Source organism: Streptococcus sp. KHUD_015 (assembly GCF_051106265.1).
Lineage (GTDB): Bacteria > Bacillota > Bacilli > Lactobacillales > Streptococcaceae > Streptococcus.
In genome coordinates this window covers 1,044,702-1,068,080 of record NZ_CP193665.1, presented here as the reverse complement: position 1 = coordinate 1,068,080, position 23,379 = coordinate 1,044,702, and the positions used below count along the sequence as shown (strand labels likewise).

The 23,379-nt window shown below is 33.3% G+C and carries 22 protein-coding genes and 2 pseudogenes; 20 read left to right on the top strand and 4 right to left on the bottom strand.

Annotated features, from left to right (window positions below):
- The first annotated feature begins 8 nt into the window (after nucleotides 1-8).
- The 8 genes and pseudogenes from ACORHU_RS04935 to ACORHU_RS04900 all read left to right on the top strand — a co-directional run bounded on the left by ACORHU_RS04935 (nucleotide 9) and on the right by ACORHU_RS04900 (nucleotide 10,748).
- A complete protein-coding gene (locus ACORHU_RS04935; RefSeq protein ID WP_042768183.1) occupies nucleotides 9-596 on the top strand; it encodes an MptD family putative ECF transporter S component in 588 nt (195 codons plus the stop codon).
- Nucleotides 593-1,282: an energy-coupling factor transporter transmembrane component T gene (locus ACORHU_RS04930; protein WP_162837406.1), complete on the top strand. Its 690-nt coding sequence runs from the start codon at nucleotides 593-595 to the stop codon at nucleotides 1,280-1,282. The genes ACORHU_RS04935 and ACORHU_RS04930 overlap by 4 nt, the downstream gene beginning before the upstream one ends.
- Nucleotides 1,276-2,646: an ABC transporter ATP-binding protein gene (locus ACORHU_RS04925; protein WP_048773348.1), complete on the top strand. Its 1,371-nt coding sequence runs from the start codon at nucleotides 1,276-1,278 to the stop codon at nucleotides 2,644-2,646. Before ACORHU_RS04930 ends, ACORHU_RS04925 begins: the two co-directional genes overlap by 7 nt.
- A 247-nt stretch (nucleotides 2,647-2,893) precedes the next feature.
- Nucleotides 2,894-3,163: pseudogene (locus ACORHU_RS04920) on the top strand (phage tail tip lysozyme); the annotation flags it as partial.
- 245 nt (nucleotides 3,164-3,408) lie between these two features.
- Entirely contained in the window at nucleotides 3,409-3,819 is a 411-nt protein-coding gene (locus ACORHU_RS04915) for a thrombospondin type 3 repeat-containing protein (protein WP_000387515.1), read from the top strand.
- Nucleotides 3,820-3,866: 47 nt separating this feature from the next.
- A complete protein-coding gene (locus tag ACORHU_RS04910) occupies nucleotides 3,867-10,079 on the top strand; it encodes a DEAD/DEAH box helicase family protein (protein WP_434365127.1) in 6,213 nt (2,070 codons plus the stop codon).
- Between the two features lie 74 nt (nucleotides 10,080-10,153).
- On the top strand, nucleotides 10,154-10,438 hold the full coding sequence (locus ACORHU_RS04905; protein WP_000969636.1) for a DUF5962 family protein: 285 nt from the start codon (nucleotides 10,154-10,156) through the stop codon (nucleotides 10,436-10,438).
- A 13-nt stretch (nucleotides 10,439-10,451) separates the two neighbouring features.
- Nucleotides 10,452-10,748: a DUF5966 family protein gene (locus ACORHU_RS04900; RefSeq protein WP_000998893.1), complete on the top strand. Its 297-nt coding sequence runs from the start codon at nucleotides 10,452-10,454 to the stop codon at nucleotides 10,746-10,748.
- A gap of 13 nt (nucleotides 10,749-10,761) precedes the next feature.
- Here the strand turns inward: ACORHU_RS04900 and ACORHU_RS04895 are convergent, their stop codons facing one another.
- Nucleotides 10,762-10,959 carry a hypothetical protein gene (locus ACORHU_RS04895; RefSeq protein WP_001841477.1) on the bottom strand — a complete coding sequence of 66 codons (198 nt, stop codon included), beginning with the start codon at nucleotides 10,957-10,959 and terminating at the stop codon, nucleotides 10,762-10,764.
- 159 nt (nucleotides 10,960-11,118) lie between these two features.
- Here ACORHU_RS04895 and ACORHU_RS04890 point away from each other — a divergent pair, with 159 nt between their 5' ends.
- From ACORHU_RS04890 to ACORHU_RS04850, 9 genes are all read left to right on the top strand, one after another.
- Nucleotides 11,119-11,760, top strand: coding sequence for a peptidylprolyl isomerase (locus tag ACORHU_RS04890; protein ID WP_434365125.1), 642 nt, complete (start codon nucleotides 11,119-11,121; stop codon nucleotides 11,758-11,760).
- Nucleotides 11,761-11,769: 9 nt separating this feature from the next.
- A complete protein-coding gene (locus ACORHU_RS04885) occupies nucleotides 11,770-12,855 on the top strand; it encodes a DUF3991 domain-containing protein (protein ID WP_434365123.1) in 1,086 nt (361 codons plus the stop codon).
- A gap of 50 nt (nucleotides 12,856-12,905) precedes the next feature.
- A complete protein-coding gene (locus ACORHU_RS04880; protein WP_261053725.1) occupies nucleotides 12,906-13,139 on the top strand; it encodes a DUF5965 family protein in 234 nt (77 codons plus the stop codon).
- The gene (locus ACORHU_RS04875; RefSeq protein ID WP_002933294.1) at nucleotides 13,136-13,519 is read left to right on the top strand and encodes a DUF5945 family protein; all 384 of its coding nucleotides are present in this window, start codon (nucleotides 13,136-13,138) and stop codon (nucleotides 13,517-13,519) included. Before ACORHU_RS04880 ends, ACORHU_RS04875 begins: the two co-directional genes overlap by 4 nt.
- Before the next feature lie 37 nt (nucleotides 13,520-13,556).
- Nucleotides 13,557-13,829 (top strand): hypothetical protein, encoded by a 273-nt coding sequence (locus tag ACORHU_RS04870; protein ID WP_434365120.1) that lies wholly within the window; start codon nucleotides 13,557-13,559, stop codon nucleotides 13,827-13,829.
- Between the two features lie 67 nt (nucleotides 13,830-13,896).
- Nucleotides 13,897-14,373: a type II toxin-antitoxin system antitoxin PezA gene (pezA, locus tag ACORHU_RS04865; protein ID WP_414337617.1), complete on the top strand. Its 477-nt coding sequence runs from the start codon at nucleotides 13,897-13,899 to the stop codon at nucleotides 14,371-14,373.
- Nucleotides 14,373-15,143: a type II toxin-antitoxin system toxin PezT gene (gene pezT, locus ACORHU_RS04860; protein WP_434365118.1), complete on the top strand. Its 771-nt coding sequence runs from the start codon at nucleotides 14,373-14,375 to the stop codon at nucleotides 15,141-15,143. Before pezA ends, pezT begins: the two co-directional genes overlap by 1 nt.
- Before the next feature lie 458 nt (nucleotides 15,144-15,601).
- Nucleotides 15,602-16,948, top strand: a complete 1,347-nt coding sequence (locus ACORHU_RS04855; protein WP_000985608.1) for an ATP-binding protein — start codon at nucleotides 15,602-15,604, stop codon at nucleotides 16,946-16,948.
- Nucleotides 16,941-17,693, top strand: coding sequence for a hypothetical protein (locus ACORHU_RS04850; RefSeq protein ID WP_004248111.1), 753 nt, complete (start codon nucleotides 16,941-16,943; stop codon nucleotides 17,691-17,693). The genes ACORHU_RS04855 and ACORHU_RS04850 overlap by 8 nt, the downstream gene beginning before the upstream one ends.
- A gap of 135 nt (nucleotides 17,694-17,828) precedes the next feature.
- Here ACORHU_RS04850 and ACORHU_RS04845 read toward each other — a convergent pair.
- Nucleotides 17,829-18,245: pseudogene (locus ACORHU_RS04845) on the bottom strand (IS30 family transposase); the annotation flags it as partial.
- Between the two features lie 305 nt (nucleotides 18,246-18,550).
- Nucleotides 18,551-18,940, bottom strand: coding sequence for a hypothetical protein (locus ACORHU_RS04840; RefSeq protein WP_000849422.1), 390 nt, complete (start codon nucleotides 18,938-18,940; stop codon nucleotides 18,551-18,553).
- A gap of 200 nt (nucleotides 18,941-19,140) precedes the next feature.
- Here ACORHU_RS04840 and ACORHU_RS04835 point away from each other — a divergent pair, with 200 nt between their 5' ends.
- The 3 genes from ACORHU_RS04835 to ACORHU_RS04825 are packed head-to-tail and all read left to right on the top strand — an operon-like array spanning nucleotide 19,141 to nucleotide 21,560.
- Entirely contained in the window at nucleotides 19,141-19,473 is a 333-nt protein-coding gene (locus tag ACORHU_RS04835) for a LytTR family transcriptional regulator DNA-binding domain-containing protein (protein ID WP_000656275.1), read from the top strand.
- A gap of 10 nt (nucleotides 19,474-19,483) precedes the next feature.
- The gene (locus ACORHU_RS04830; protein ID WP_001019940.1) at nucleotides 19,484-20,224 is read left to right on the top strand and encodes a response regulator transcription factor; all 741 of its coding nucleotides are present in this window, start codon (nucleotides 19,484-19,486) and stop codon (nucleotides 20,222-20,224) included.
- Nucleotides 20,225-20,234: 10 nt separating this feature from the next.
- Nucleotides 20,235-21,560, top strand: coding sequence for a GHKL domain-containing protein (locus ACORHU_RS04825; protein WP_000575876.1), 1,326 nt, complete (start codon nucleotides 20,235-20,237; stop codon nucleotides 21,558-21,560).
- 457 nt (nucleotides 21,561-22,017) lie between these two features.
- Here the strand turns inward: ACORHU_RS04825 and ACORHU_RS04820 are convergent, their stop codons facing one another.
- On the bottom strand, nucleotides 22,018-23,376 hold the full coding sequence (locus ACORHU_RS04820; protein WP_001068415.1) for a bacteriocin secretion accessory protein: 1,359 nt from the start codon (nucleotides 23,374-23,376) through the stop codon (nucleotides 22,018-22,020).
- Between the last annotated feature and the right edge of the window lie 3 nt (nucleotides 23,377-23,379).

Genomic DNA, 23,379 nt, shown 5'->3' with positions numbered 1-23,379 from the left:
AGGAAAATATAAAAATGGAAAAATTAAGAATTAAAGATTTAGTTACGATAGGTGTATTTACAGTAATATATTTTGTACTTATGTTTGCTTCGGGAATGATTGGTATTGTACCGATTTTATACTTGGCATACCCTACACTGGCAGGCATTATAACAGGAATAGTTATAATGCTCTTTATGGCAAAAGTTCAAAAATCATGGGGATTATTTATACTTGGGTTGATTTGTAGTCTTTTAGCAATTGCAATGGGAAATACATATGTAATATTGATACATGCTGTAATCAGTATGGCAATTGCGGAACTTTTAAGAAAAAAAGGAGAATATAAATCATTTAAATTTAATATGCTCTCATTTGTCGTATTCAACACTTGGATTTGTGGTTTCCTTATGCAAGTTTTGTTGGCTAAAGACAAGGTTATTAAACTGGCGGAAACAGGCGGTATGGGTCACGATTATATAATGAAGCTCATAGCACTTTTGAATTATCGAAGTATGGTATTAGTATATATCGGTGCTGTTGTCGGCGGGATACTCGGCGCATATATCGGTAAAGTCTTTTTGAAAAAGCATTTCGAAAAAGCTGGTATTGTATAATGCTCGTTTCTTTAGACAATCCATATAATCCCAATCCAATTAGTAAAATTTTAGTAAGTTTTTCACTTGGATTTGCTGTATTTTATAAAGTAAATACCTATTTTGAATGGGGAATTGTGCTTCTTATTTCATTTCTTTTTTTAATGAATGGATTTAAGAAAGAAGCCTTAAAAAACATATCATTTTTTGGGGTTCTTTCTTTGATACCTAATCTTGATGTAATTAGAAATATGAATGCGATTTTAATGATGTTTTTTATGCTATTTGCTGTATGTAAGATGTTTTATCTTCCATTTAGTGCGGGAAGTTTTTTTTTAAAAACATCGGATGTAGGAAGTGTAATATCCTCAATGGATAAAATGAATTTACCTCGTACTGTTTCTATACCAATTGCTGTAATGTTTAGGTTTTTTCCTTCATTTAGGGAAGAAAGTCACAATATAAAACTTGCTATGAAAATAAGGGGTATTACATTTAAAAATCCAATTTCATACATCGAGTATGTAATTGTGCCTTTACTTGTTATGTCTTCTAATATTTCTGATGATATTGCAAAGGCAGCAGAAACAAAATGTATTGAAAATCCTGTTAAAAAAACTAGGTACATATCCGTCAAAACGAAAACAGTTGATTTTGTTTATGTGCTTTCAATACTGATTATGGTTATAGGAGGAGCTTTATGGTAGAAATTGAAAATTTATCTCTATCTTATGGAAATTCTCCTAAAGTGTTAAAAAACATTTCTTTAGATGTAAAAAAAGGCGAATGTGTATTATTTACTGGGAAAAGTGGTAGCGGAAAATCTTCAATTATAAATTCTATCAATGGGTTAGCTGTACGATATGATGGAGCTTCTATGGGTGGAACCATCAGGATTGATAATAAAGATATTAAAAACCTCGAATTATACGAAATATCGCTCTTAGTATCAAATGTATTTCAAAATCCAAAGACACACTTTTTCAATATAAATACTACTCTTGAATTACTTCTCTATTTGGAGAATATAGGACTTTCAAAAAAACAAATGGATGAAAGACTAAATGATATGTTGGATTTGTTTCCGATAGAACATCTTTTAAATAGAGATATTTTTAAGCTTTCGGGTGGAGAAAAGCAGATTTTATGTATTGCTGCAAGTTATATATCTGGAACGGAAATCATTGTTTTAGATGAGCCTTCATCAAATCTTGATGAAGAAAACATTTTAATCATAAAAGAAATGCTTATAAAACTTAAAGATAAGGGGAAAACTCTTATAATCTCAGAACATAGAATATTTTATCTAATGGATATTGTAGATAGAGTTTTTTTGATTAAAGATGGGGAAATACAAAAGGAATATACTCAAATAGATTTTATGAAAATACCGTCTGAAAAGCTAAAGAAGTTAGGTTTAAGAAATAAGAATAGAGTAAAACTTACAGTACCCGAAAATGAAAATAAGGGAAATTTAGAAGTAAAAAACATTGAATTTAAGTTTAATGGCATAGATAAAAAATTGCATTTAAAAGACCTCTCTTTTGAAATGGGAAAAATTTACGGCATAGTAGGAACAAACGGACTTGGTAAATCCACTTTGCTCAGATGCCTTATAGGCTTAGAAAGAAAATCGAAGGATGAAATCTATTTGGACGGCAAAAGACTTTCAAAATCAGATAGGCTAAAAATATCATCCCTTGTAATGCAGGATGTTAATCATCAGCTTTTTACCGATTCTATTGCAAGTGAAGTAGGTCTTGGAATAAAAAATATTGAAAGTAGTTATGTTGAAAATATTCTGAAAAAACTTGATTTATATGAATCAAAAGATCGTCATCCAATGAGCTTGTCAGGTGGACAAAAGCAAAGGGTAGCAATTGCATCTGTACTATGTAAAAAATCTAAACTTATGTTTTTTGATGAGCCTACTAGTGGAATGGATTATTGCAATATGATGAACATATCCCATCTGATCAACGAATGTAAAAGCGATAAGAAAATAATATTCATTGTTTCACATGACCAAGAATTTTTAAATTCGATAGCTGACAATGTTATATATTTGTAAATATCCATAGTGATACTCATATTTGAAAAATCAAAATAAAGGAGATTTAAAGATGTAAGGAGATAAAAATATGAAATATCATGACATGATAATAGAAAATATAAGTGTATGTGAATTTCTTTTATCGTGTGAAAGTAAGATATTTTGTTTAGGAAAATTTTTATGCGTTATTAAATAATATAATAGAAAAAGAATACATTTCTAAAAGAGGACTTTTTACGCCAAAGTGTAGAAGTCCTCCTTTTTTATTATCACTAACGGAAAAGGAGAGAATGGGAGTCGTTTAACCTTATATTCCATTCATAATGGCCGTGCGATTGAGGGGACAAGAGTTCTAACGGGTGATGTTATCGGTGAAACACCAGATAATACAGGTTTGAAAGTTTCTTATCAAAAGTATAAGAACAAGAAAGAAAAATTGGTGTATGTCAATCTTCAATTTTATTTCCCAAAAGTCATTCAACTTCAGACTACTATTTTACCAGCAATTAGTCAGTTTGGTGGGGATGAGTTTGAATGAGCAAAACATATTTATGAGTTTTTGAAATCTCAAGGGCCAAGCGGTGGTAGACACCAGAATAAACCGACTGACTAGGTGGCTTACAGGTTCTGTAAGTCGTCTTTTTTACTTTAATAGTAATGTTTTACATTTTAAGGAGAACGCAGTTTTGGCTCGTTCTCTTTTTTTGTTGTGATACTTCTTTCAAGGAATATTTGATAGGATTGGAGTGAAAAAAGATTAACTAGGAAAGAAGGAAGTATATGGAAGCCATTTATCAACGTGATTCGGATCAAGATGGACTAACTGATGCTCAAGAATTGACGCTAGGAACCAATCCTCTTAGCGCAGATTCTGATGGTGATGGTCGTTCAGATTTAGTAGAAGTAGAAGAAGGAACCAATCCCTTAGAAAAGGATTTACAAGACATGGGCCAAACAAGTATAACTGAACCGTCTTCAGTATTTATGGAAATGAAACAAAAGATTTCAGATATGATGGAGAGTCACTACAAGGAATTTATACAGGCTCTGATTAGTATTGAAACAGGGATTGAAAACCAACAAGACCTAGAAGACTTATATACTTACTACATGAGAACAGATGCCGTTTCTCTTTTGTCTAGTGATTTAGAAACCAGTCCTCAAGAGGTTGAAATGGAGATAGAGTTGTAGGGGAATCATGTGATTCTCCTATTTTCGTATAGATGAAAGGAGCGAGTATGGAAGTAATGCAATTATTGGCTATGTTTCGTGGAACAATTCCAAAAGATAGGGAGAAAATGGGCCTATTTCTTCGTTATCAAGCGCAACATTTTGATGAGAAATGGCAAGACTTGGTAGAGAGTTTTTGGGCTGAAGAGGGCAAGATAAAAGAGATACCTCATGTGTATTCGTTTCATCAAGATATTATTTCTTTCCTAGAGGCCAGTTCTGAAAATAATGACCAAGATCTAGAAAGTTACACAAGAAATTTTGGACAAGCAGGTCTAAGTAAATTATCTCAATTAAGTAATTTTGAGAAAAACTTGGTGCTAGAAGTCGCAACCTATAATCTTTCCACTCGATTTTACATCCAATCTGAAAAAGAGAAGTTAGAACCATTAAGTGAGCTTGTATTTCATCAAAATCAGGATGTCAATTTAGTCAATGTCTATCGGGTTGCGAATAATCTATCTGACCGTATTAGTAGAGATATAGAGGAATTTCTTCTAATGGTTGACTCAAAAGAGCTTAAAAAAGAAGTTATTGAGATTCATTTTGAAGAAAAAGAGGGAGATGTTCTAGCTTATTTGGGTTCAGAATTGATGGCTACTTTAGATACCGTGACGGATCTTGTCCATCATGAAGAAAACTACACACAACTCCCACTGACACAAAAGCTGAAGATTATTACTCATTTTGATGAAGTAAAGGCTATAAGAAAAAAGTCTAATCAAGTAGAGGAATCTTTGTCTCCTTCAAGTGATGTTGAACAGGAAACGGAAGAAACGAACTCTTTTTCTAATGTCGATAAAATTGTAGAAGAAGCTTTGAGGGAATATCCAATCGGTTCACAAGTAAGTTATAAAGGACAAGTATTTCAGTTGGTTTCGATTGAAAATGCACAGTTAAATAACTTAGTTCGCCTAGAGCTATTCAATGATTCCAACCAGTTATTTGAAGAAAGTCCTATCTTATACTTGAACAGTTTAGAAGAGATTGAACAAGTATTGTCTATCGTAGAACTTGAAAAAGAAGATTCAGAGATTGATTCATCAAGTGAAAATCAGGAAATAGATTTGTTTTCCTACCTGGAAGAAGAAAAGGAAAAAGATAAGGAAACAGAATCAACACCACTTATTTCAAGTGTAGAAGAGTTGGATATTCCTGTTCAAGATTTTGTTTTTCCAGATGATTTAGAGGACTTTTATCCTAAGACAAATCGAGAAAAAATTGAAACGAATATCGCCGCAATTGAACTTGTTAAAAGATTAGAAAAAGAGAGACGACAAGCAAATCCAGAAGAACAAGAACTACTAGCCAAGTATGTCGGATGGGGTGGCCTTGCCAATGAATTTTTTGATGAACTCAATCCAAAGTATGAAACAGAACGTTTAACTCTTAAGAGTTTAGTAAGTAAATCAGAATACTCCACTATGAAACAAAGTTCTCTCACAGCCTATTATACAGACCCAATGATTATTCGCCAGATTTGGCAAAAGTTACTGGATGATGGTTTTGAGGGAGGAAGGATATTAGATCCTTCTATGGGAACTGGGAACTTCTTTGCGGCTATGCCTAGAAGTATACGAGATAAATCAGAACTCTATGGGGTTGAATTAGACAGTGTGACAGGCGCAATCGCAAAACAACTCCACCCCAATACCCATATTGAAGTGCGAGGATTTGAAGAAGTTCCCTATCAAAATAATAGTTTTGATTTAGTCTTAACGAATGTTCCTTTTGGAAATTTTCGCATTGCCGATAAAAACTATGATAAACCTTATATGATTCACGACTACTTTGTCAAACACTCACTTGATTTAGTAAGAGACGGAGGACAAGTGTCGATTATCTCATCTATTGGCACAATGAATAAGCGGACAGATAATGTCTTACAAGAGATTAAATCCAACACTCATTTTTTAGGGGGAGTTCGGTTGCCAGATACGGCTTTTAAAAAGATTGCAGGTACCCGAGTGACTACAGATCTCCTCTTCTTTCAAAAGGACCAAGCAAAGAATCTTAATGAAGAGGAACTTGTTTTTAATGGTTCTATTCCCTTTGAGGAGGATAAGCGTGTCTGGATCAATCCATATTTTGATGGGAAATACAATACACAAGTTTTGGGTGAATATGAGGTACGTAATTTTAATGGAGGTACTCTCAATGTTAAGGGGGTATCAGAAACATTAGCTACTGACATAATGAAAGCATTAGAGAATGTGGAAGCACTTAAACAAATTGACAATTCTTTGAAAGCACCTGTTTTTATCCAAGAAGAAGTGGATAATTCTATCCCAAGTCGTATACGTGAGGACTTAGCGCTCTATTCTTTTGGATACGAGGGAAATCAAATTTATTACCGAGATACGCATGGCATTCGGAACAGTTCAAAAGTAGACGAAATTAGTTATTATGTAGATGAGAATGGAGATTTTAAAGCTTGGGACAGTTCTTTGTCTGAACATAAAATAGATCGATTTGTGCAACTTCATTTGACAGATGAGGAAGCACTAGATGTTTACAAGTCAGAAGAAGCGAGTAAAAGAGGGAAATATAAGGGACTGTTCAAAAAAACTGTCTTTTATGAAAGTCCCTTATCGGATAAGGATATTGGTCGCATTAAGGGCATGGTTGATTTGAGAGAGACCTATCAATCCTTAATTGAAATTCAACGTCATCAAGATTATAGTCGGACAGATTTTCAGGTATTACTTAGTAAACTCAATCGTGACTATGACCGCTTTGTAAGTCAATTTGGATACTTGAATGCCTCCGTTAATCGGAACTTATTTGATAGTGACGATAAGTATTCTTTACTAGCAAGTTTAGAAGATGAATACATTGATTCTAAAGATCAGAAAGTAAAATATAAAAAATCTTTAGCCTTTGAGAAAGCATTGGTTAGGCCAGAGAGAGTGATTGCAAGAGTTTCAACTGCTCTAGATGCCTTAAACTCTAGTTTATCGGATGGTAGAGGGGTTGATTTAGACTATATGGTATCAATTTATCCCGAACATAGCCAAGCTGCTATTTTAGATGAGTTAGGTGACCAGATTTTAATAGATCCCGAAAGATATTTAAGAGGAGAAAGAAAATATCTTTCTAAGAACCAGTTTTTGTCAGGAGATATTCTCAACAAGATAGAAGTAGTTCAACTATTAGTGGAGGAAAACAACCAAGAATATGATTGGAACCACGCTTTAGATTTGTTAGAATCTGTTCGCCCTCCGCGGATTCATCTGGCAGATATTGAGTTCAAAATAGGGTCACGTTGGATCCCTCAATCCGTTTATGGTAAATTTGCCTTTGAATGTTTTACCAATCGTGAATTTGAATTGTCTTCGCCTGATGTAGAACAAGTCATTGAAGTGAATCCTGTTGATGGGCAGGTTCATTTAAGGACATCATTTGCTTATCGCTATCCAAGTGCCAAAGATAGTAGTCTTGGAGTCAGTGGGTCACGTTATGATACAGGAAGAAAGATTTTTGAGAATTTACTTAATTCGAACCAACCTACTATTACCATGACTATTACGGAAGGAGAAAAGAAAAAGACCATCACAGATTTGGAAAAAACTTCTGTTCTAAGAGCGAAAGAGCAGCATTTACAAGAGCTCTTTCAAGAATTTGTCTCACGGTATCCAGAAGTCCAACAAGTCATTGAGGAAAGCTATAATCGTCTTTATAATCGAACAGTTAGTCGAGAGTATGACGGTAGCCATCTAGTCATTGATGGCTTGGCACAAAACATCAGCCTTCGCCCTCATCAAGAGAATGCCATTCAAAGAATCGTAGAAGAAAAAAGAGCTTTATTAGCTCATGAGGTAGGTTCAGGAAAGACCTTGACCATGCTTGGTGCTGGGTTTAAATTAAAGGAGTTGGGGATGGTTCATAAGCCCTTGTATGTGGTGCCCTCTAGTTTGTCTGCTCAATTTGGCCAAGAGATCATGAAATTTTTCCCTACTAAAAAGGTCTTTGTGACTACTAAGAAAGATTTTGTGAAGGCGAGAAGAAAACAATTTGTGTCACGTATTATTACAGGAGATTACGATGCCATTGTCATTGGGGATTCTCAATTTGAAAAAATCCCTGTCAGTAAAGAAAGACAGATGAACTATATTGAGGATAAACTCAATGAACTACGAGAGATTAAAACACATTCTGAAAACAAGTATACCGTTAAAGAAGCGGAGCAATCAATAAGTGGTCTAGAGAAACAATTGGAAGAACTCCAACGCTTTAATCGTGATAGTTTTATTGATTTTGAGAACTTAGGAATTGATTTTCTCTTTGTGGATGAAGCACATCACTTTAAAAATATTCGTCCAATTACTGGACTTGGGAATGTAGCAGGGATTACTAATACAACTTCTAAGAAGAATGTGGATATGGAGATGAAGGTTCGACAGATTCAGGAAGAACATGATTTTAAAAATATTGTCTTTGCGACAGGAACACCTGTTTCCAATTCTATTAGTGAGTTGTATACTATGATGAACTACATTCAACCGGATATCTTAAAACGCTATCAAGTTGATTATTTTGACTCTTGGGTAGGTGCTTTTGGAGAAATTCAAAACTCTATGGAATTAGCTCCTACAGGGGATAAGTACCAACCTAAGAAACGATTTAAAAAGTTTGTCAATCTACCTGAGTTGATGAAAATCTATAAAGAAACAGCCGACATTCAAACACAAGATATGTTGGATTTACCTGTTCCAGAAGCTCATATTATCCCTATTGAGAGTGAGTTAACTGAAAACCAGAAACTCTATCTAGAAGAATTGGTTATGAGGTCAGATATGGTCAAATGTGGAACAGTTGATCCGAGTCAGGATAACATGTTAAAAATTACGGGTGAGGCACGAAAACTAGCAATTGATATGCGTTTATTGGACTCTAGTTATAGTCTAGCAGATAATCATAAACTGCTTCAGGTAGTGGATAATGTTGAAAGAATTTATCGTGAGGGAATGGAAAATAAGGCTACTCAGATGATTTTTTCAGATATTGGCACACCTAAGAAAAAAGATAATGGCTTTGATGTTTATTCTGAGATTAAGGCTTTATTAGTTGATAGAGGAGTCCCTAGTAAGGAAATTGCCTTTGTACATGATGCCAATAGTGATGAAAAGAAGAATAGTTTGTCTCGAAAGGTCAATGCAGGAGAGGTGCGGATTCTCCTTGCCTCAACTGAAAAAGGAGGAACAGGTTTAAATGTTCAGAGCAAGATGAAAGCAGTTCATCATCTGGATGTACCGTGGAGACCAAGTGACATTCAGCAGCGCAATGGACGGATTATCCGACAGGGAAATGAAAACAAGGAAGTGGATATTTACCACTATATTACCAAAGGTTCGTTTGATAATTATCTATGGGCAACTCAGGAGAACAAACTCCGTTATATTAAGCAAATTATGACTTCTAAGGAGCCGATTCGTGCTGCAGAAGACATTGATGAGCAGACTATGACAGCTTCTGATTTTAAGGCACTAGCAACAGGTAATCCTTATCTCAAATATAAGATGGAACTAGAGAATGATCTAACTCTATTAGAAAATCAAAGACGCGCCTTTCAACGCAGCAAGGATCACTATCGTCATACAATCTCTTACTGTGAAGAAAATATGCCCATTCTTGAGAAACGATTAAGCAAGTATGAAGGCGACATTCAACAGTCTGAAATGTCGAAAGACCAGGCATTTTCTATGACGATAGGCAAGCAAGCTTTTGACCAACGAGCTGAAGCAGGGGAATCCCTACACCGTCTTATCCGTCATAATCAATCTGACAGCAAAGAATTCCGTACCCTGGCAAGTTATCGAGGATTTGACATTAAAATGCTTAGTCTTCCAACAAATCAACCTCTTCCTGAAACCTTCTCTGTTAAGATTGTAGGAGAAAATCAATATTCTGTCAGTTTAGATTTGTATTCTCCTTTGGGGACAATTCAAAGGCTCCAACATACGATTGATCATATTAAAGAGGACCAAGTGAAAACTCAGAACTTATTAGATGAATTAAAGGATAAATGGACTACTGCTGAGGTAGAAATTGAGAAAAATTTTCCAAAGGAAGAGGATTATCAAACTAAAAAGGCCGAATACGATGTACTCGCGCCATTGATTGAAACAGAAACGGATTTAGATATTATAGATCAAGCCTTAAGACAATTCCATGAAAAAGGAAACGAAAAACAGGAACAACTTTCTTTTGAATTGGATTAAAAAATAGATACAAATAGCGGACAAGAAATGAAAAGCGCGGTAGAATAAAGATAGAAAGAAACGAGGTAACGATTATGATGGAAGATACCTATTATCAATTAGAAGAGGCTTTGGTACAGGGATTTCAAACGCCTGAAGAATACCAAGCCTACAAGGAGTTAAAAGAACATTATGAGGAAGTGACGGGGGATTACAGCTTTTCTATACGAGAACTCACTAGCCAATTGGAAATCTCTCTTCAGAATCATCGAGGTGTGGACTTTGAAGAGCATGAAAAAGAGGAGTATTTGGACTTAGTTCAAAAGCTAGAGGAATTTGATTCCTCTCTTGCCACCCATTATCGTCAATTGATTGATTAGGAAGGAGAAAGTCATGAATGATTTACTCCTTATCCCAGTAATTTTTTTAGCAGTAGGAGGAATTCTCATTCTTTTATGGAGACTCTTTCTTATTGCCAGTGGACTTTTCCTTATTGGTTTTATCAGTTTTCTTATTTTCGTGGAGGTCTATGGAATTTATTTGTTCTTTACTGAACCGACTTTATACTTTGATGATATCAGGCAACATGGTTTAACTAGTTTTACGGCTGTGTACCTTTTCATCAATCTGATGTTGGTTCTAGGATTCAGTTGGCGTTTCATAAACTCCAAAACTAAGGAAAGTATGTAAACTTGTTAGATGGTTAAAAAACTTTATCTGAATCTAAATTCGGATAGGGTTTTTTATTTGCCTTGATTCTTTCATATACATCATAGCTAAATTGGAGTAATAATTTATGAAAATCATTATCCTCACTATTATTACTTGTATTTATGGCTTGTTTATGGCGTTCAATATGAGAAAGAGCTCTTCTCAAATTTTCTTCTTTTAATTTGTTCATATTTATATTATAAACTGAAGACAGCTAATTTTGATATTTTTCTCTGAACTGTACGATTTTTCGCCTGAAATGTAGGAATTACCTTTCGTTGTGATGTGATAAAACTTACAAGTTCTTTTTGTTATTCTTGACCTAGTTTTTATAGAAAGAAGGTCTAAGATGTTAAATAAAGTCAAAACTAAAGCCTTAATTAGTGTTGGAGCAGTAGCCGCAACTAGCTTTATTCTCATGATGGGATATACTGCTGGTCAACATTCTACTGCTAAACAAAGTCGCAAAGAAATCGAATTGGCTGCAGCTAAACTTGTAGAGGATAAACAAGCAGAAGATAAAGCTACCATTTTGTCATCGGATACTGTAAAAGAATTTTTAACACAGTATTATACGAAAGAAAAACTAGGGGAAAATAATACACGTATTCAACCTTATATGACTGAATCAGCTTATTCTCAAGAATTGTCAAGTCAAAATGATGCCATGAACCAAGTTTATAAGGACTATATTTTGGATTATCATTTTGAAAAAGCAGATATCTTTGTCAATCAGACTACGAATCAAGCCATTGCCATTGTCTCTTATAATGTAACCTATGTATCTGATTTAAAGAATGCCAACCAATCAAAGACCAATCAGACAGAAACAAGAACTGTTAAATTGTCCTATTCTAAACTACCTGGTAAGTTATTGGTCAATCAAGTACAGGTTTGGAAATCTGGGTTAGATGATTTAGATAAGGCCACTCCTAAAACTTTAGAAGAATCATCATCAATACCATCACTGCCAAATACTACGACAAAATGATGATATTGCATGGAAATAGAAGAATGTAAGCAAATTTCAATTCTTGATGTAGCCAATCGTTTAGGTATCTCCTTTAAACAAGTTTCGAGCAGTGTCTATGAACATCCTGAACACGATTCATTTCGGATTTTTTCAACTACCAATACTTTTAAATGGTTTTCAAGAGATATTCAAGGTGATGTCATTGATTTTGTTCGACTTGTTAAGGGAATTTCCTTTAAAGAAGCTCTAGCCTTTCTTTCTGAAGAACCTTTTCAAAAAGAAGCTGTTCAAGAAAAAAGAGAGAGACCATTTTATTATCCTTTAAAGAGAATAGAAGATTCTAACTGTAGTCTGGCCAGATATTATTTAACAGAATGTAGAGGAATTTCAGAAGAAATCGTACAAAAGATGATACAACAAGGTTTGATAGCACAAACCAGCTGGAAGACAAATGAAACAGTTGAACCTGTTATTGTGTTTAAAAGCTTTGATCATCGTCATAAGTTGCAGGCAGCAAGCCTACAAGGGATTTATAAGAATCCCGCTCTTTCTAGAAAGAGGTTAAAAACGATTCTAAAAGGAAGCCATGGACATATTGGAATATCCTTTGACATTGGTAAACCAAATAGACTGGTCTTTTGTGAATCGTTCATCGACTTGATGAGCTATTACGAACTTCATCAACAAAGTCTAACTGATGTTCGTTTGGTATCTATGGAGGGATTAAAAAGGTCCGTTGTTGCTTATCAAACTTTACGACTGATAGCTGAAGAAAATCAGAAGTTGGAATTTTTAGATACAGTAATACCTTCAAAGTTATTGCCTTTGATCAATACAATTCGTGATACCACCAGCTATTTTGATAATCATCCTGATTTATTGACACTTGCGGTAGATTGTGATGATGCAGGTAAAGATTTTTCTGATAAGTTATCTAGATCAGGATTTCCTGTTTTACTGGATTTACCTGATAATGAATATGGGAAAGAAAAAAGAGACTGGAACGATATTCTTCGAGAAAAGAAATCAGATTTTCAATTTAAGCTTGAGACTGTAAAAGAGACATTTGGAAATCCACCAGTAAGACAAACCTCTCAATGTTTAGAATTGTGATAACAAGATCAAGATGTTTTAGCTAATATTAGAATGAAGGAGGATAGTATATGACCATTATTGAACGCTTAGAAGAAAAGGTCACTAGGCAAGAAAGTAAGGTAGCAAGAGAGACAGAAAAACTAGCTGCTTATAAAGAGCAACTGGAGACAGCGATGTTTGCGACGTTCAAAAAGCGTCAAAGCATTAGTCACATGAGTTTTGAAGAAGCTCTTGACCATGCCTTTGGTAAAGAAAGACAATTCGATGATTCTGAATTTAGAAAGGATGAAATGAGTGAATGACAAAAGATTGGAATTTTAATCAACCATTAGAAAGTAAATCAGAAAATCAAGAAGATCCAGATAAAATTGCGGCCTTATTTGGAAATCATCAAGGAGGTAATGATGTAAATTATGAAGCAGCTTTTCAAAAGCGCAAACAAGCACCTGTTACTGAATCAAATTCTAGTTCTAAACCCAAAGTTACAGAGGTTAGAACAGGAAAAGAGACAGATATCACTACAAGTTACCAGCAACATCTTAAAAGACTGATTGCAGATAACAATAGCGATATTCAAAGTAGTCAAAAGAAAATTGAAGAGCTACATACGTTGATTGACACAAAGAATAAAGACAATAAGAAATTGCAGTCCATTTATGATGCGATTTCAGAATTACACTAAGCAGTCTTAAGAGGCTGCTTTTTTTGAGAGGTTATAGATGTTTACAACATTTTTTAAGAAAAATCAAGACAATAGTGATGTATTTAAGAAGCTAATTCATAGACTATCTGATATGTCTGTCCAAGATCTTGAAAAAATAGACCGACTGCTAGATATCATTTTCACTCCAGATCAAGGATCAGAACAACTAAAAACAGAATCAACTTATAGAGAAGAAACTTTGGACGACACATTAAAGGAAGCTAAAAATCAACTTCATAAGGAACAATTGGAGAAGAATTTAGAGAGATTTAGGAAAAATAGTCGATAACGCACCAATTTTGGTGCGTTATGCTTTTTTATGCTATAATTGAATTATAAAAATAAAGGAGTTTGCCATGATTGGAAAGAACATAAAATCCTTACGTAAAACACATGACTTAACACAACACGAATTTGCACGGATTGTAGGTATTTCACGAAATAGTCTGAGTCGTTATGAAAATGGAACGAGTTCAGTCTCTACCGAATTAATAGACATCATTTGTCAGAAGTTTAATGTATCTTATGTCGATATTGTAGGAGAAGATAAAATGCTTAATCCTGTTGAAGACTATGAATTGACTTTAAAAATTGAAATTGTGAAAGAAAGAGGTGCTAATCTTTTATCTCGACTCTATCGTTATCAAGATAACCAGGGAATTAGCATTGATGATGAATCTAATCCTTGGATTTTAATGAGTGATGATCTATCTGACTTGATTCATACGAATATCTATTTAGTAGAAACTTTTGATGAAATAGAGAGATATAGCGGCTATTTGGATGGAATTGAACGTATCTTAGAGATATCTGAAAAACGGATGGTAGCCTAATGGAAATCCAAGATTATACCGATAGTGAATTCAAACAGGGTTTAGAGCGAAACCTTCGCTCTCTGACAAGAGGAAAAAAGTCCAGTAAGCAACCTATAGCGATTTTGCTTGGAGGGCAAAGTGGTGCCGGTAAGACTACAATTCATCGTATTAAACAGAAAGAATTTCAAGGAAATATTGTTATCATAGATGGAGATAGTTTTCGTTCTCAGCATCCACACTATTTAGAACTTCAGCAAGAATATGGCAAAGACAGTGTAGAATACACCAAAGATTTTGCAGGAAAAATGGTAGAGTCTTTAGTAAGAGAATTGAGTCATTTGGGATACAATCTTTTGATTGAGGGAACTTTACGGACAATTGATGTTCCAAAGAAAACAGCACAACTATTGAAAAATAAGGGATATGAAGTACAATTAGACTTAATTGCGACAAAGCCTAAGCTGTCCTATCTGAGCACTCTTATCCGATACGAAGAACTGTACGCTATCAATCCAAATCAAGCACGCGCAACTCCAAAAGAACATCATGATTTCATTGTAAATCATTTAGTTGATAATACACGACAATTGGAAGAACTAGCTATCTTTGAAAGAATTCAAATTTACCAACGAGATAGAAGTTGTGTATATGATTCAGGAGAAGATAAAACTTCAGCAGTAACCGTTCTTCATGACTTACTATTTGGAGAATGGAATCAAGTAGAGAAGGATATGCTTAAATCAGGAGAAGAAAGATTGAAAGATTTAACTAATCGAAATGGTTGTTAGAACACAAATTTTAAAGTAAAGTCTACTGATAACTTTTGTTAGTTGTGTGAAGTGGTCGAAAATTTTTTAGAACCAAAAGTGTATTGACCCAAAAAGTTAAACAAATAATTTAGACAATGGATTTAGTTCTATACTGCACAAGGCTAAGTCCTTTTCTACTTGCCTCCGTGAGCTGACCTGGTTTTCGCCCTTGTATCACGCTACCAGTATGATTCGGATTATATGGGGTGGGGAGGTGATAGGTCTGTATTTTCATCTTATCTGGTTGATAGGCTTGGCACATTTAATGACAGTCATTCCCATGTATATGTTGAATCTTAGTTATTATAGACAACTAAACCTTTTTGTCTTGTTTTTTTAAAAAAATAAGACAAAAAAGGAATTTTTTATATCATTTTTCTTTTTTTCTTTATAAAAAAGTGATATAATAATGTTGAAATATTTAGGAGTTATCGAAAATGGCAATTAAATTGAGAGAACTGACAATTGAACAAATAAAAAATGTAGATCATGGCAATATAAAGTTTTATGATAGTAATGGATACATTAATCTTTTGGGTATTTATGGTCAAAATGGATCAGGTAAAACAACAGTAGTGGACGCTATGGATATTTTAAAAACTATTATGGCAGGAAAATCTATTCCTGAAGATAGTTTTGGGATTTTCAATACGAGTGAAGAGCGTCTGCCAAAGATTTGTATAGAAATTGAGTCTGAAAATAATCTTCTACTGAGGTATGAGGCTGAGTTTATTTCAGACGAATCTACAGTGGAACAGAATGTATATCTTGCACATGAAATAATATCTTATAAAGAATTTAGACCACGGACACAGTTCAAACGTTTATTTGAGTTTACAATTTTAGAACGAGATGAATCGGGTGAACTAGAAGGAAGCTTGAAGTCACGTTCCAAGTTTATAAGTAAGGATGCTATAGAAGTTTTAGCAGATGCTGCACTAAGAGCTAAATCTTCTGTTCTTTTTTCCCAGGAATTTAAAAACCGATTAGAAAAGCAAGAAGGTAAAGAGATAGAAAAGAAAGCCTACCAGATTCTAGAAGAATTTTGTAGTCATATTCGAATTTATACCCAGCGGTATGCGAATTTGACAGGTATGGGAGCTATGCCTATCAATATTAACTATAAAAATGAGAATCATGCTTTCCAAGGTGGACTACCTGCAATCTTAAATAAAGGAGGTACTCCTATACCGCAAGAACTTCTTACTGTGTATGAAGACACCATTCGCTACATGAATGAAATTATTCCTGTTATTATTCCTGATTTAACCTTGAAGATGACCGTGGGAGATTCGACGATTGATTCACAAGAAAATCAATACTATAATGTAAATTTCCTTGCACAACGCAACGGAAAAACTTTTTCCTTAATTCATGAATCTGAAGGAATTAGAAAAATTATCAGTATGATTGGTTTTCTTATTGAAGTCTTCAATAAACCAGGAATTATTGCCTTTATTGATGAAATCGATTCAGGGATATTTGAATATTTATTAGGTGAATTGATGGAAATCTTCTCCAATGATGCCAGTGGACAATTGGTTTTCACTTCACATAATCTTAGAATTTTAGAAATGTTACCAACCCGCAAAATTCGTTTTTCAACGACAAATAGAGAAAATCGATATATCACTCTAAAGGGAGTGAAGATGACGAACAACCTTCGAGACCTATATTTACGTTCTATTCAAATTGGAGGAGCAGATGAAGAGCTTTATAAAGGGCAGAGTCAATCTAAAATGCGACGTGCTCTTAGAAAGGCAGGTAAGTATATCGGTGAGTAAAAAAGAAGAAAAGGTTTTCTTGATTTTTGTTGAAGGAAGTACGGATGCGGACTGCCTGGATTCAATTGTAGATGAATTTAAACAGAAATTAAATTTATCTGATATTACGATAGATATCCAAAATGGAGATATTTTTACTTCGAGTGAAAATGAAAGGAAAAATGGAACTACGATTTTAAAAGACCAATTACTTAGTTATCTAAGAAAGAGCAAATTATCTGCCTCACAGATTGTTCATGTTGCTTTTGTAACAGATACTGATGGTGTATTTATAAATCCTAACGACTATAGCATTGATGCTAGTGTCAATGCTTTTAAATATGATTTGGTAAATAAAAAAATTCTCTTTGAAAATGCAGCTAAAAGAGATAGCGTTCAAAGAATTCGGCAGAAGAAAGCCAAAAAATTAGTATCTGTTATTAAGGAATTGTCTGAAAGTTCATTGACAGTGAAGAAAAAGTCCATTGCATATTCCGTTCATTTTAATTCTATCAATCTTGAACATGTGTTGTTTGATAAGATTTTACCTAGCGAATCCAAAACAGTAGCAGTAGATAATTTATTGGATGATATAGATAATGATCCTTACCAGATGATTGCTATTTTTGAGAGCAAAGCTTTGGGGGAGAATTATATGGATTCTTGGCAACAGATACGTAGATTAGAGATGAATCAGGGTTATACGAATTTGCATATTCTGTTTAAAATATTAGATAGCTTTGAAAAAAATATGGAAGTAGATTAATTTTGACTAGGAATTGAAGTAATTTAATCACTCATAAGAGGTCAAATTACAAGTTTAAGTAAGCCAGCAACAAGTCTTCTCTAGGTGACTTCTAGTTCAAACATTTTTAGGATAGTAATTAATCAAATTTTCAATGAAGTAGATATATTCCTTAGAAAACACATTATACAAGCGGTTGAATTCGTTCCATTATCTACCGTTATGGAACGAATTTGATGTTGTTTTAAGATGAGTTTTAGAGTCTGATTGACCGCCTCAGCGCTTTTATTTCGAATCAATGGGATGATTTGATGCCTGCTCTTTCGATCCGTTAAGACAAGTAAACAGTAGTTTTTCTCTCTTGTAAGTAGAACGGTATCAATCTCATAATGTTCATTCTCCAATCGCAGATTGATAGCTTCAGGACGCTGTTCGATAGATTTACCAGCGGATTTAAAGTTCGGACTAGCTTGTTTCTTGTTTGCTTTTCCTTTTCTAGGGTAAAGCAGATCCTGTTTCGTTACCCCCCAATTTTCCATGATGAATCCAGTAGTAGATGGTAGAAATACCCATTTAAGGTGGGCGAAAATTTTTTAGAACTAAAAAATGCATAGTCTCAGGTGTTGAAAAACTTGAAATTATGCGTTTTCTTGTGGGAAGATTTACTCAATTTTCTTCAGGAATTGAGATTTTGCCCAGCCTCAAAAGTTCCAATCAATCTCAATAACTCAGAAAAAAGAAGACTGACAAAATATGACTACTTTAAGACAAAACTATAATTTGCTATCAAACTCTAGCATATGGAGGAAGAAATCAAAATTAATGGATAGGTGATTACGGATATAAAGTTATAAGACTTGAAACTTTATTTCATAGACTTAATCACTCTTATCCTTCTTAAATTCATAGAGCTCTTCCAAGTAAAAATGAATTTTTTCTTTAATATATTTTAATGATTTGTTATTAGTTATGTCTATAACACCAAACACACTAAAGTGGTTTCTATAAAGCTCATCATAATCAATCTGACTGCCTATGATGATAACTTCTGATTTTTTTGAACTAAATTGGATAGATTTTAAATAGAGTTTCATTTTTTTAGATGTTAGAGACCCTGATTTTATGATAAAATAAGTAGAAGATTTATATTTGTAGTTAATCTTATGTCCTTGTAAAATTTTTGTATTCTTTTTAAAGAAATAATATTTTAAATACAGAGATAAAATATAGCCAAATAAAGAGTAGTGTAAAATTTGAATTGTCTTCATAGCTTTCCTTTCATTTGATATTAGTTTATCAAATGAAGATAGATTAGTATTATTGAGTTACTAAAAAGTATCTATTTTATCATGAAATGTCTAAATTAAGAAAATTTCTACCATTTGAGATAGTATAGAAACCATTTGAGATTTTTATAATTTAATTTCCATCATTCTGATAAGATTAAACTGATAGAAGGAGGCTAAATATGAAAGACTACATTTTATATCAAGATAGAGCTATAGTAAAGGTACCACTCTCTAAAATTTATTATGTTACAACTCACCCAACAAAAGCTCATGCTGTTCTTTTTGTAACAGCCGAAGGGAATTTTGAAGCTTCAACCTCACTAGCTAAAATTGAAGAGGAAAGTTCAGCAGAACTTATTAGATGCCATAGAAAATTTCTTGTGAATAAACATAAAATAGCAGGATTTAATCATGAGACAAGAACGATTATGTTTATGGATGATAGAGTATCAGACATCGCTTGTTCTAGAAGACACTTTACAATATTAAAAAATCAGTGGAAAAATATATAGGAGTGAAGTAGTGAATATTTTTATACTAGAAGATAATTTTTTACAACAGACTAGAATTGAAAATATTGTCAAAAAAATTTTGGTGGATAATAAGATTGAGTATAGGCATTTTGAGGTTTATGGAAAACCTCAACAGCTTTTAGAGGACATTTCAGAGAGAGGAAATCATCAATTATTTTTACTTGATATCGAAATAAAAGATGATGACAAAAGAGGATTAGACGTTGCTAGAGAAATTAGAAAACTTGATTCTCAAGCAGTGATTGCTTTTGTAACATCACATTCTGAGTTTATGCCTGTATCTTTTGAATATTTAGTATCAGCTATTGATTTCATTGATAAAGAATTACCTGAACCATTATTTATCAAACGAATTGAAAATGTTATTTCAAGTGTTAGCGATAATCAAAGAAGAACAGTATCTGAGGACTCTTTTATATTTACAGGATCCAAAGCTCAAATTCAAGTCCCTTTTAAAGATTTATTGTATATTGAAACATCAACAATTGCTCATAAGTTGACTCTCTATTCCAAACGAGACATAGTTGAATTTTATGGACAATTGTCAGATATTCTTAAACAGGAACCACGTTTATTTCAATGTCATAGATCATTTATCGTAAATCCTTATAATATATCTTTAATTGATAAAGAAAATCGGTTAGTTCATTTTCAGAACGGGTCCTCTTGTATTGTCTCTAGATTAAAAATTCGTCCACTTATGAAAGCTATCGAAAGACTTCATGACTAAGGAGATTTAGATGATATTTTTTCTAAATATTATAGGTGTTTTTCTATTGTTATGTATCCATACTAAGGTTGTAGGTGAGAAATTAAATCTAAAAAAAGTAGTAATGTCCATTATTCTGTTCCATCTTTTATCATTCCTATTTATTGTTTTATTTAAATCAACTGAATTTTACTTTCTTGGGTCATTATTGATTTATCCTACTTTTTTTATCCTATATACTTTGTCTATTAGTAAATTAAGAAGTAAGGTCTCTTTATTACTTTTTTACTCATTATTTCCACTTGGATTTTGGGATGTCATCAGAAATTTTTTAGGTTACTTTATAATTTCTAAGATTCCAATGTTGCATAGACTATATGAAACTAATCTAGGAACAATGATTTTCTCTTTATTAGCTGAAATTATTGTGTTTTTTCTTATTAGTCTCTTTCGATATAATTTTAGTCATTTAAAAATAAAGAACTTGGATAGAAAGACAAAATTTATTTTAATTACTGCGGATATTTTAATGCTAGCCTATTTTATCTTACCATCTTATATAAACTACAGTGATAAAGTAAGTTGGGATAGAATGTTGGATTATAAAGAATTATGGACAGCAGTTTACTTTTTATTGTTTATTTGTTTTGTTAATCTCTTGGATAGAAGATTACTTCAAGAACTACAGGAGAAAGTCGTTCTACAAAAAGAAATTCAATTGCAAAATCTTAGTAATTATAGTCAACAAGTTGAGGGGCTGTATCAAGAAATTAGAAGCTTTAGACATGATTATGCTAATATTTTGTCCAGCTTAAAAATAGGTATAGATCAAAAAGATATTAATCTGGTTTCTCAAGTTTATGATAGTGTTTTGAAAAATTCTGGTGAAAAATTAAAAGGCAAGCGTTTTGATGTAGCACATCTAAGAAATATCAATGATTTGGCGCTAAAGAGTTTACTATTATCTAAGTTATCGGAGGCCCAAAACTTGTCTGTTCCAGTTTCTCTGGAGATTGGTGAACAGTTCTATATAAAAAATATGGAACAAATAGACTTCTTAACAATTACTTCTATCTTGTTAGATAATGCTATAGAGTCCGCAGCAGAAGGAGGAATAGCAGTTTGTTTCCTTGAAGATACAGAATGGAATAAATTAGTCATGATTGTAAAAAATTCTACTTTAGAAAGAGAGATAGAATTGAGAGATATATTCAAGCGTGACAATTCTTCAAAAGGAGAAGGTCGGGGTATAGGATTGGCCAATGTTCGGAGAATTTTAAAATCTTATCCAAATGTATGTTTGAAAACCACAAGTAAAAATTATGTCTTTACACAAATCTTGGAAATAGAACTTTAAATGAGTGACCACTTGTTATGGCTTTCTAATTATTTTTTGTTATTTAAATGATCAAGTATGATATAAGAAAACGAGTATTTCCAACTACGGAAATGCTCGTTTTTTGATAGTTAGAAGTGGTTCTGTCCAGCTTCACTTTAGAGATTCCAACTAGTTCTCACGAGTTGAAAAATAGTCAATTGTGTATAATGTTTTTTGTCTATAATAAAAGGTTTGACTAGTTAAAAAATCGGGAGTTTCTGTTTATCCTAAGTATAAGATCATCAAAATCCTTCCAGAGGTTTCCTCCATAAATCTTTAACAGATCTTCAGAAGTTATTGTTGGAAATTTTTTTAGAGATATTTGTTTTTTGTCCATTATTTAGACCTCCTTAGTTTTATACTCTAATTATAAATAAAATATTTAAAATAATTTTTAAATATCCCCAAAGGTATCTATATAGTCATAAAGTGTTATCTATAAGTGATTGAGGATTTTATCTTTATAGTAATCGAAGTAAGTTTTTTTATCAATGATACTCGTTACTTGGCCTTGTAAACCATATTGTATGATGTTACTGTCTTTATCTGGTAGTTGGGCTAGTGCAGTCACTTTAAAAAGATTTCCTTGTTCAGTTTTTGTTGCTGTTCTATCAATAGAATGGATTTTCCCAATTATTGTGATACTTTGATTTCCGATTTTTTCTAGTTTAAGACGTGCGACCTGTTCTTCTTTAAGTAAAGGGACATACTCAGAAGTGACATAGTAAGTGATAAGTACCTCTTTAGTTTCTTGAATATTGGGGTAAATTTGGGCAATTTCACTACCGTTTGGAATTAGAGTTTTTCCATCAAATTCACTATTTAAATGAATGATTCCTGTACCTGGGGCTTTAATAGTGTTGTGTTCAAAGTTAACATTTACTTGCCCAAGTTGAGCTGTAAGCTCTGTGATTTGTGTTTCAACAGTTGTCAGCTGTTGAGATGCCGATTGTAGAAATTGGGTTCGTAGGACTTCTACTTTGGTTCCTAAACTACTATCGTAAGTCGCAACACTTCCTGTACCTGCTCGTTGAATATTAAGACTAGCGATAGAGGATTTTAGACTTGAGATACTCTGATTAATTTGAGAAAGATATTGCTCATCTAATCCTTGCTGAGATTGTTGCTGGGATTGGACTAAGTAGGAATTTAAAGTAGCTTTGTGTGGATTGCTAGCCGACAAACTCGAACTTTTATTAGTGATAGCTTGACTAAGTTCCTCATACTCTGTTATTTGTTTGTAGATATTATTGATTTGTTTCTCTATAGCAGTGGCGGTATTTCCTGCTAAAGCTAGTTGATTATTAACCTCTGCATTGGTTTTAGAGATGCCTAACTCTATATCTTGAGATTGGCTAATAAAGTTGTTAAAGGTATTAATATAACCGAACTCATCTTCTCCTGTAAAGAGGTTATTTCCTTGTGACAGACTTGCTTTGAGAGTCTCGATTCCAGTTTTTTGCCTATTTAGGGTAGCTAGCTGTTTTTCAAGAGCTTGTTTTTGGGATTTCTCCATTGTTTCAGCGTATTTGATAACGACGTCATCTTTTTTGACCGATTGGTTATTGGACAGATTATTAGTTGTTATGGTGTTATTGCTAGTTGATTGAATTGAAGCGATGACTTGAGTTGGTGTAATCTCTCCTCTCGATGTGACGGTGACTTCTTTTTGGGCAAATAGAGAGAAGATAATCAAGAAACTTAGTAATAGGACTAATGGGACAATTAAGAGTGTCGCAAAATTATGGTAGCGGCGCTGATAAAATTCTGCACTTTTAAATAGCTTTGGGTTCATGAT

Coding starts and splice junctions, on each gene's coding strand:
- ACORHU_RS04925 (WP_048773348.1), top strand. CDS start 1,276: ATGGTAGAAATTGAAAATTTATCTCTATCTTATGGAAATTCTCCTAAA.
- ACORHU_RS04915 (WP_000387515.1), top strand. CDS start 3,409: ATGGAAGCCATTTATCAACGTGATTCGGATCAAGATGGACTAACTGAT.
- ACORHU_RS04910 (WP_434365127.1), top strand. CDS start 3,867: ATGGAAGTAATGCAATTATTGGCTATGTTTCGTGGAACAATTCCAAAA.
- ACORHU_RS04905 (WP_000969636.1), top strand. CDS start 10,154: ATGATGGAAGATACCTATTATCAATTAGAAGAGGCTTTGGTACAGGGA.
- ACORHU_RS04900 (WP_000998893.1), top strand. CDS start 10,452: ATGAATGATTTACTCCTTATCCCAGTAATTTTTTTAGCAGTAGGAGGA.
- ACORHU_RS04895 (WP_001841477.1), bottom strand. CDS start 10,959: ATGAACAAATTAAAAGAAGAAAATTTGAGAAGAGCTCTTTCTCATATT.
- ACORHU_RS04890 (WP_434365125.1), top strand. CDS start 11,119: ATGTTAAATAAAGTCAAAACTAAAGCCTTAATTAGTGTTGGAGCAGTA.
- ACORHU_RS04885 (WP_434365123.1), top strand. CDS start 11,770: ATGGAAATAGAAGAATGTAAGCAAATTTCAATTCTTGATGTAGCCAAT.
- ACORHU_RS04880 (WP_261053725.1), top strand. CDS start 12,906: ATGACCATTATTGAACGCTTAGAAGAAAAGGTCACTAGGCAAGAAAGT.
- ACORHU_RS04875 (WP_002933294.1), top strand. CDS start 13,136: ATGACAAAAGATTGGAATTTTAATCAACCATTAGAAAGTAAATCAGAA.
- ACORHU_RS04870 (WP_434365120.1), top strand. CDS start 13,557: ATGTTTACAACATTTTTTAAGAAAAATCAAGACAATAGTGATGTATTT.
- pezA (WP_414337617.1), top strand. CDS start 13,897: ATGATTGGAAAGAACATAAAATCCTTACGTAAAACACATGACTTAACA.
- pezT (WP_434365118.1), top strand. CDS start 14,373: ATGGAAATCCAAGATTATACCGATAGTGAATTCAAACAGGGTTTAGAG.
- ACORHU_RS04855 (WP_000985608.1), top strand. CDS start 15,602: ATGGCAATTAAATTGAGAGAACTGACAATTGAACAAATAAAAAATGTA.
- ACORHU_RS04840 (WP_000849422.1), bottom strand. CDS start 18,940: ATGAAGACAATTCAAATTTTACACTACTCTTTATTTGGCTATATTTTA.
- ACORHU_RS04835 (WP_000656275.1), top strand. CDS start 19,141: ATGAAAGACTACATTTTATATCAAGATAGAGCTATAGTAAAGGTACCA.
- ACORHU_RS04825 (WP_000575876.1), top strand. CDS start 20,235: ATGATATTTTTTCTAAATATTATAGGTGTTTTTCTATTGTTATGTATC.
- ACORHU_RS04820 (WP_001068415.1), bottom strand. CDS start 23,376: ATGAACCCAAAGCTATTTAAAAGTGCAGAATTTTATCAGCGCCGCTAC.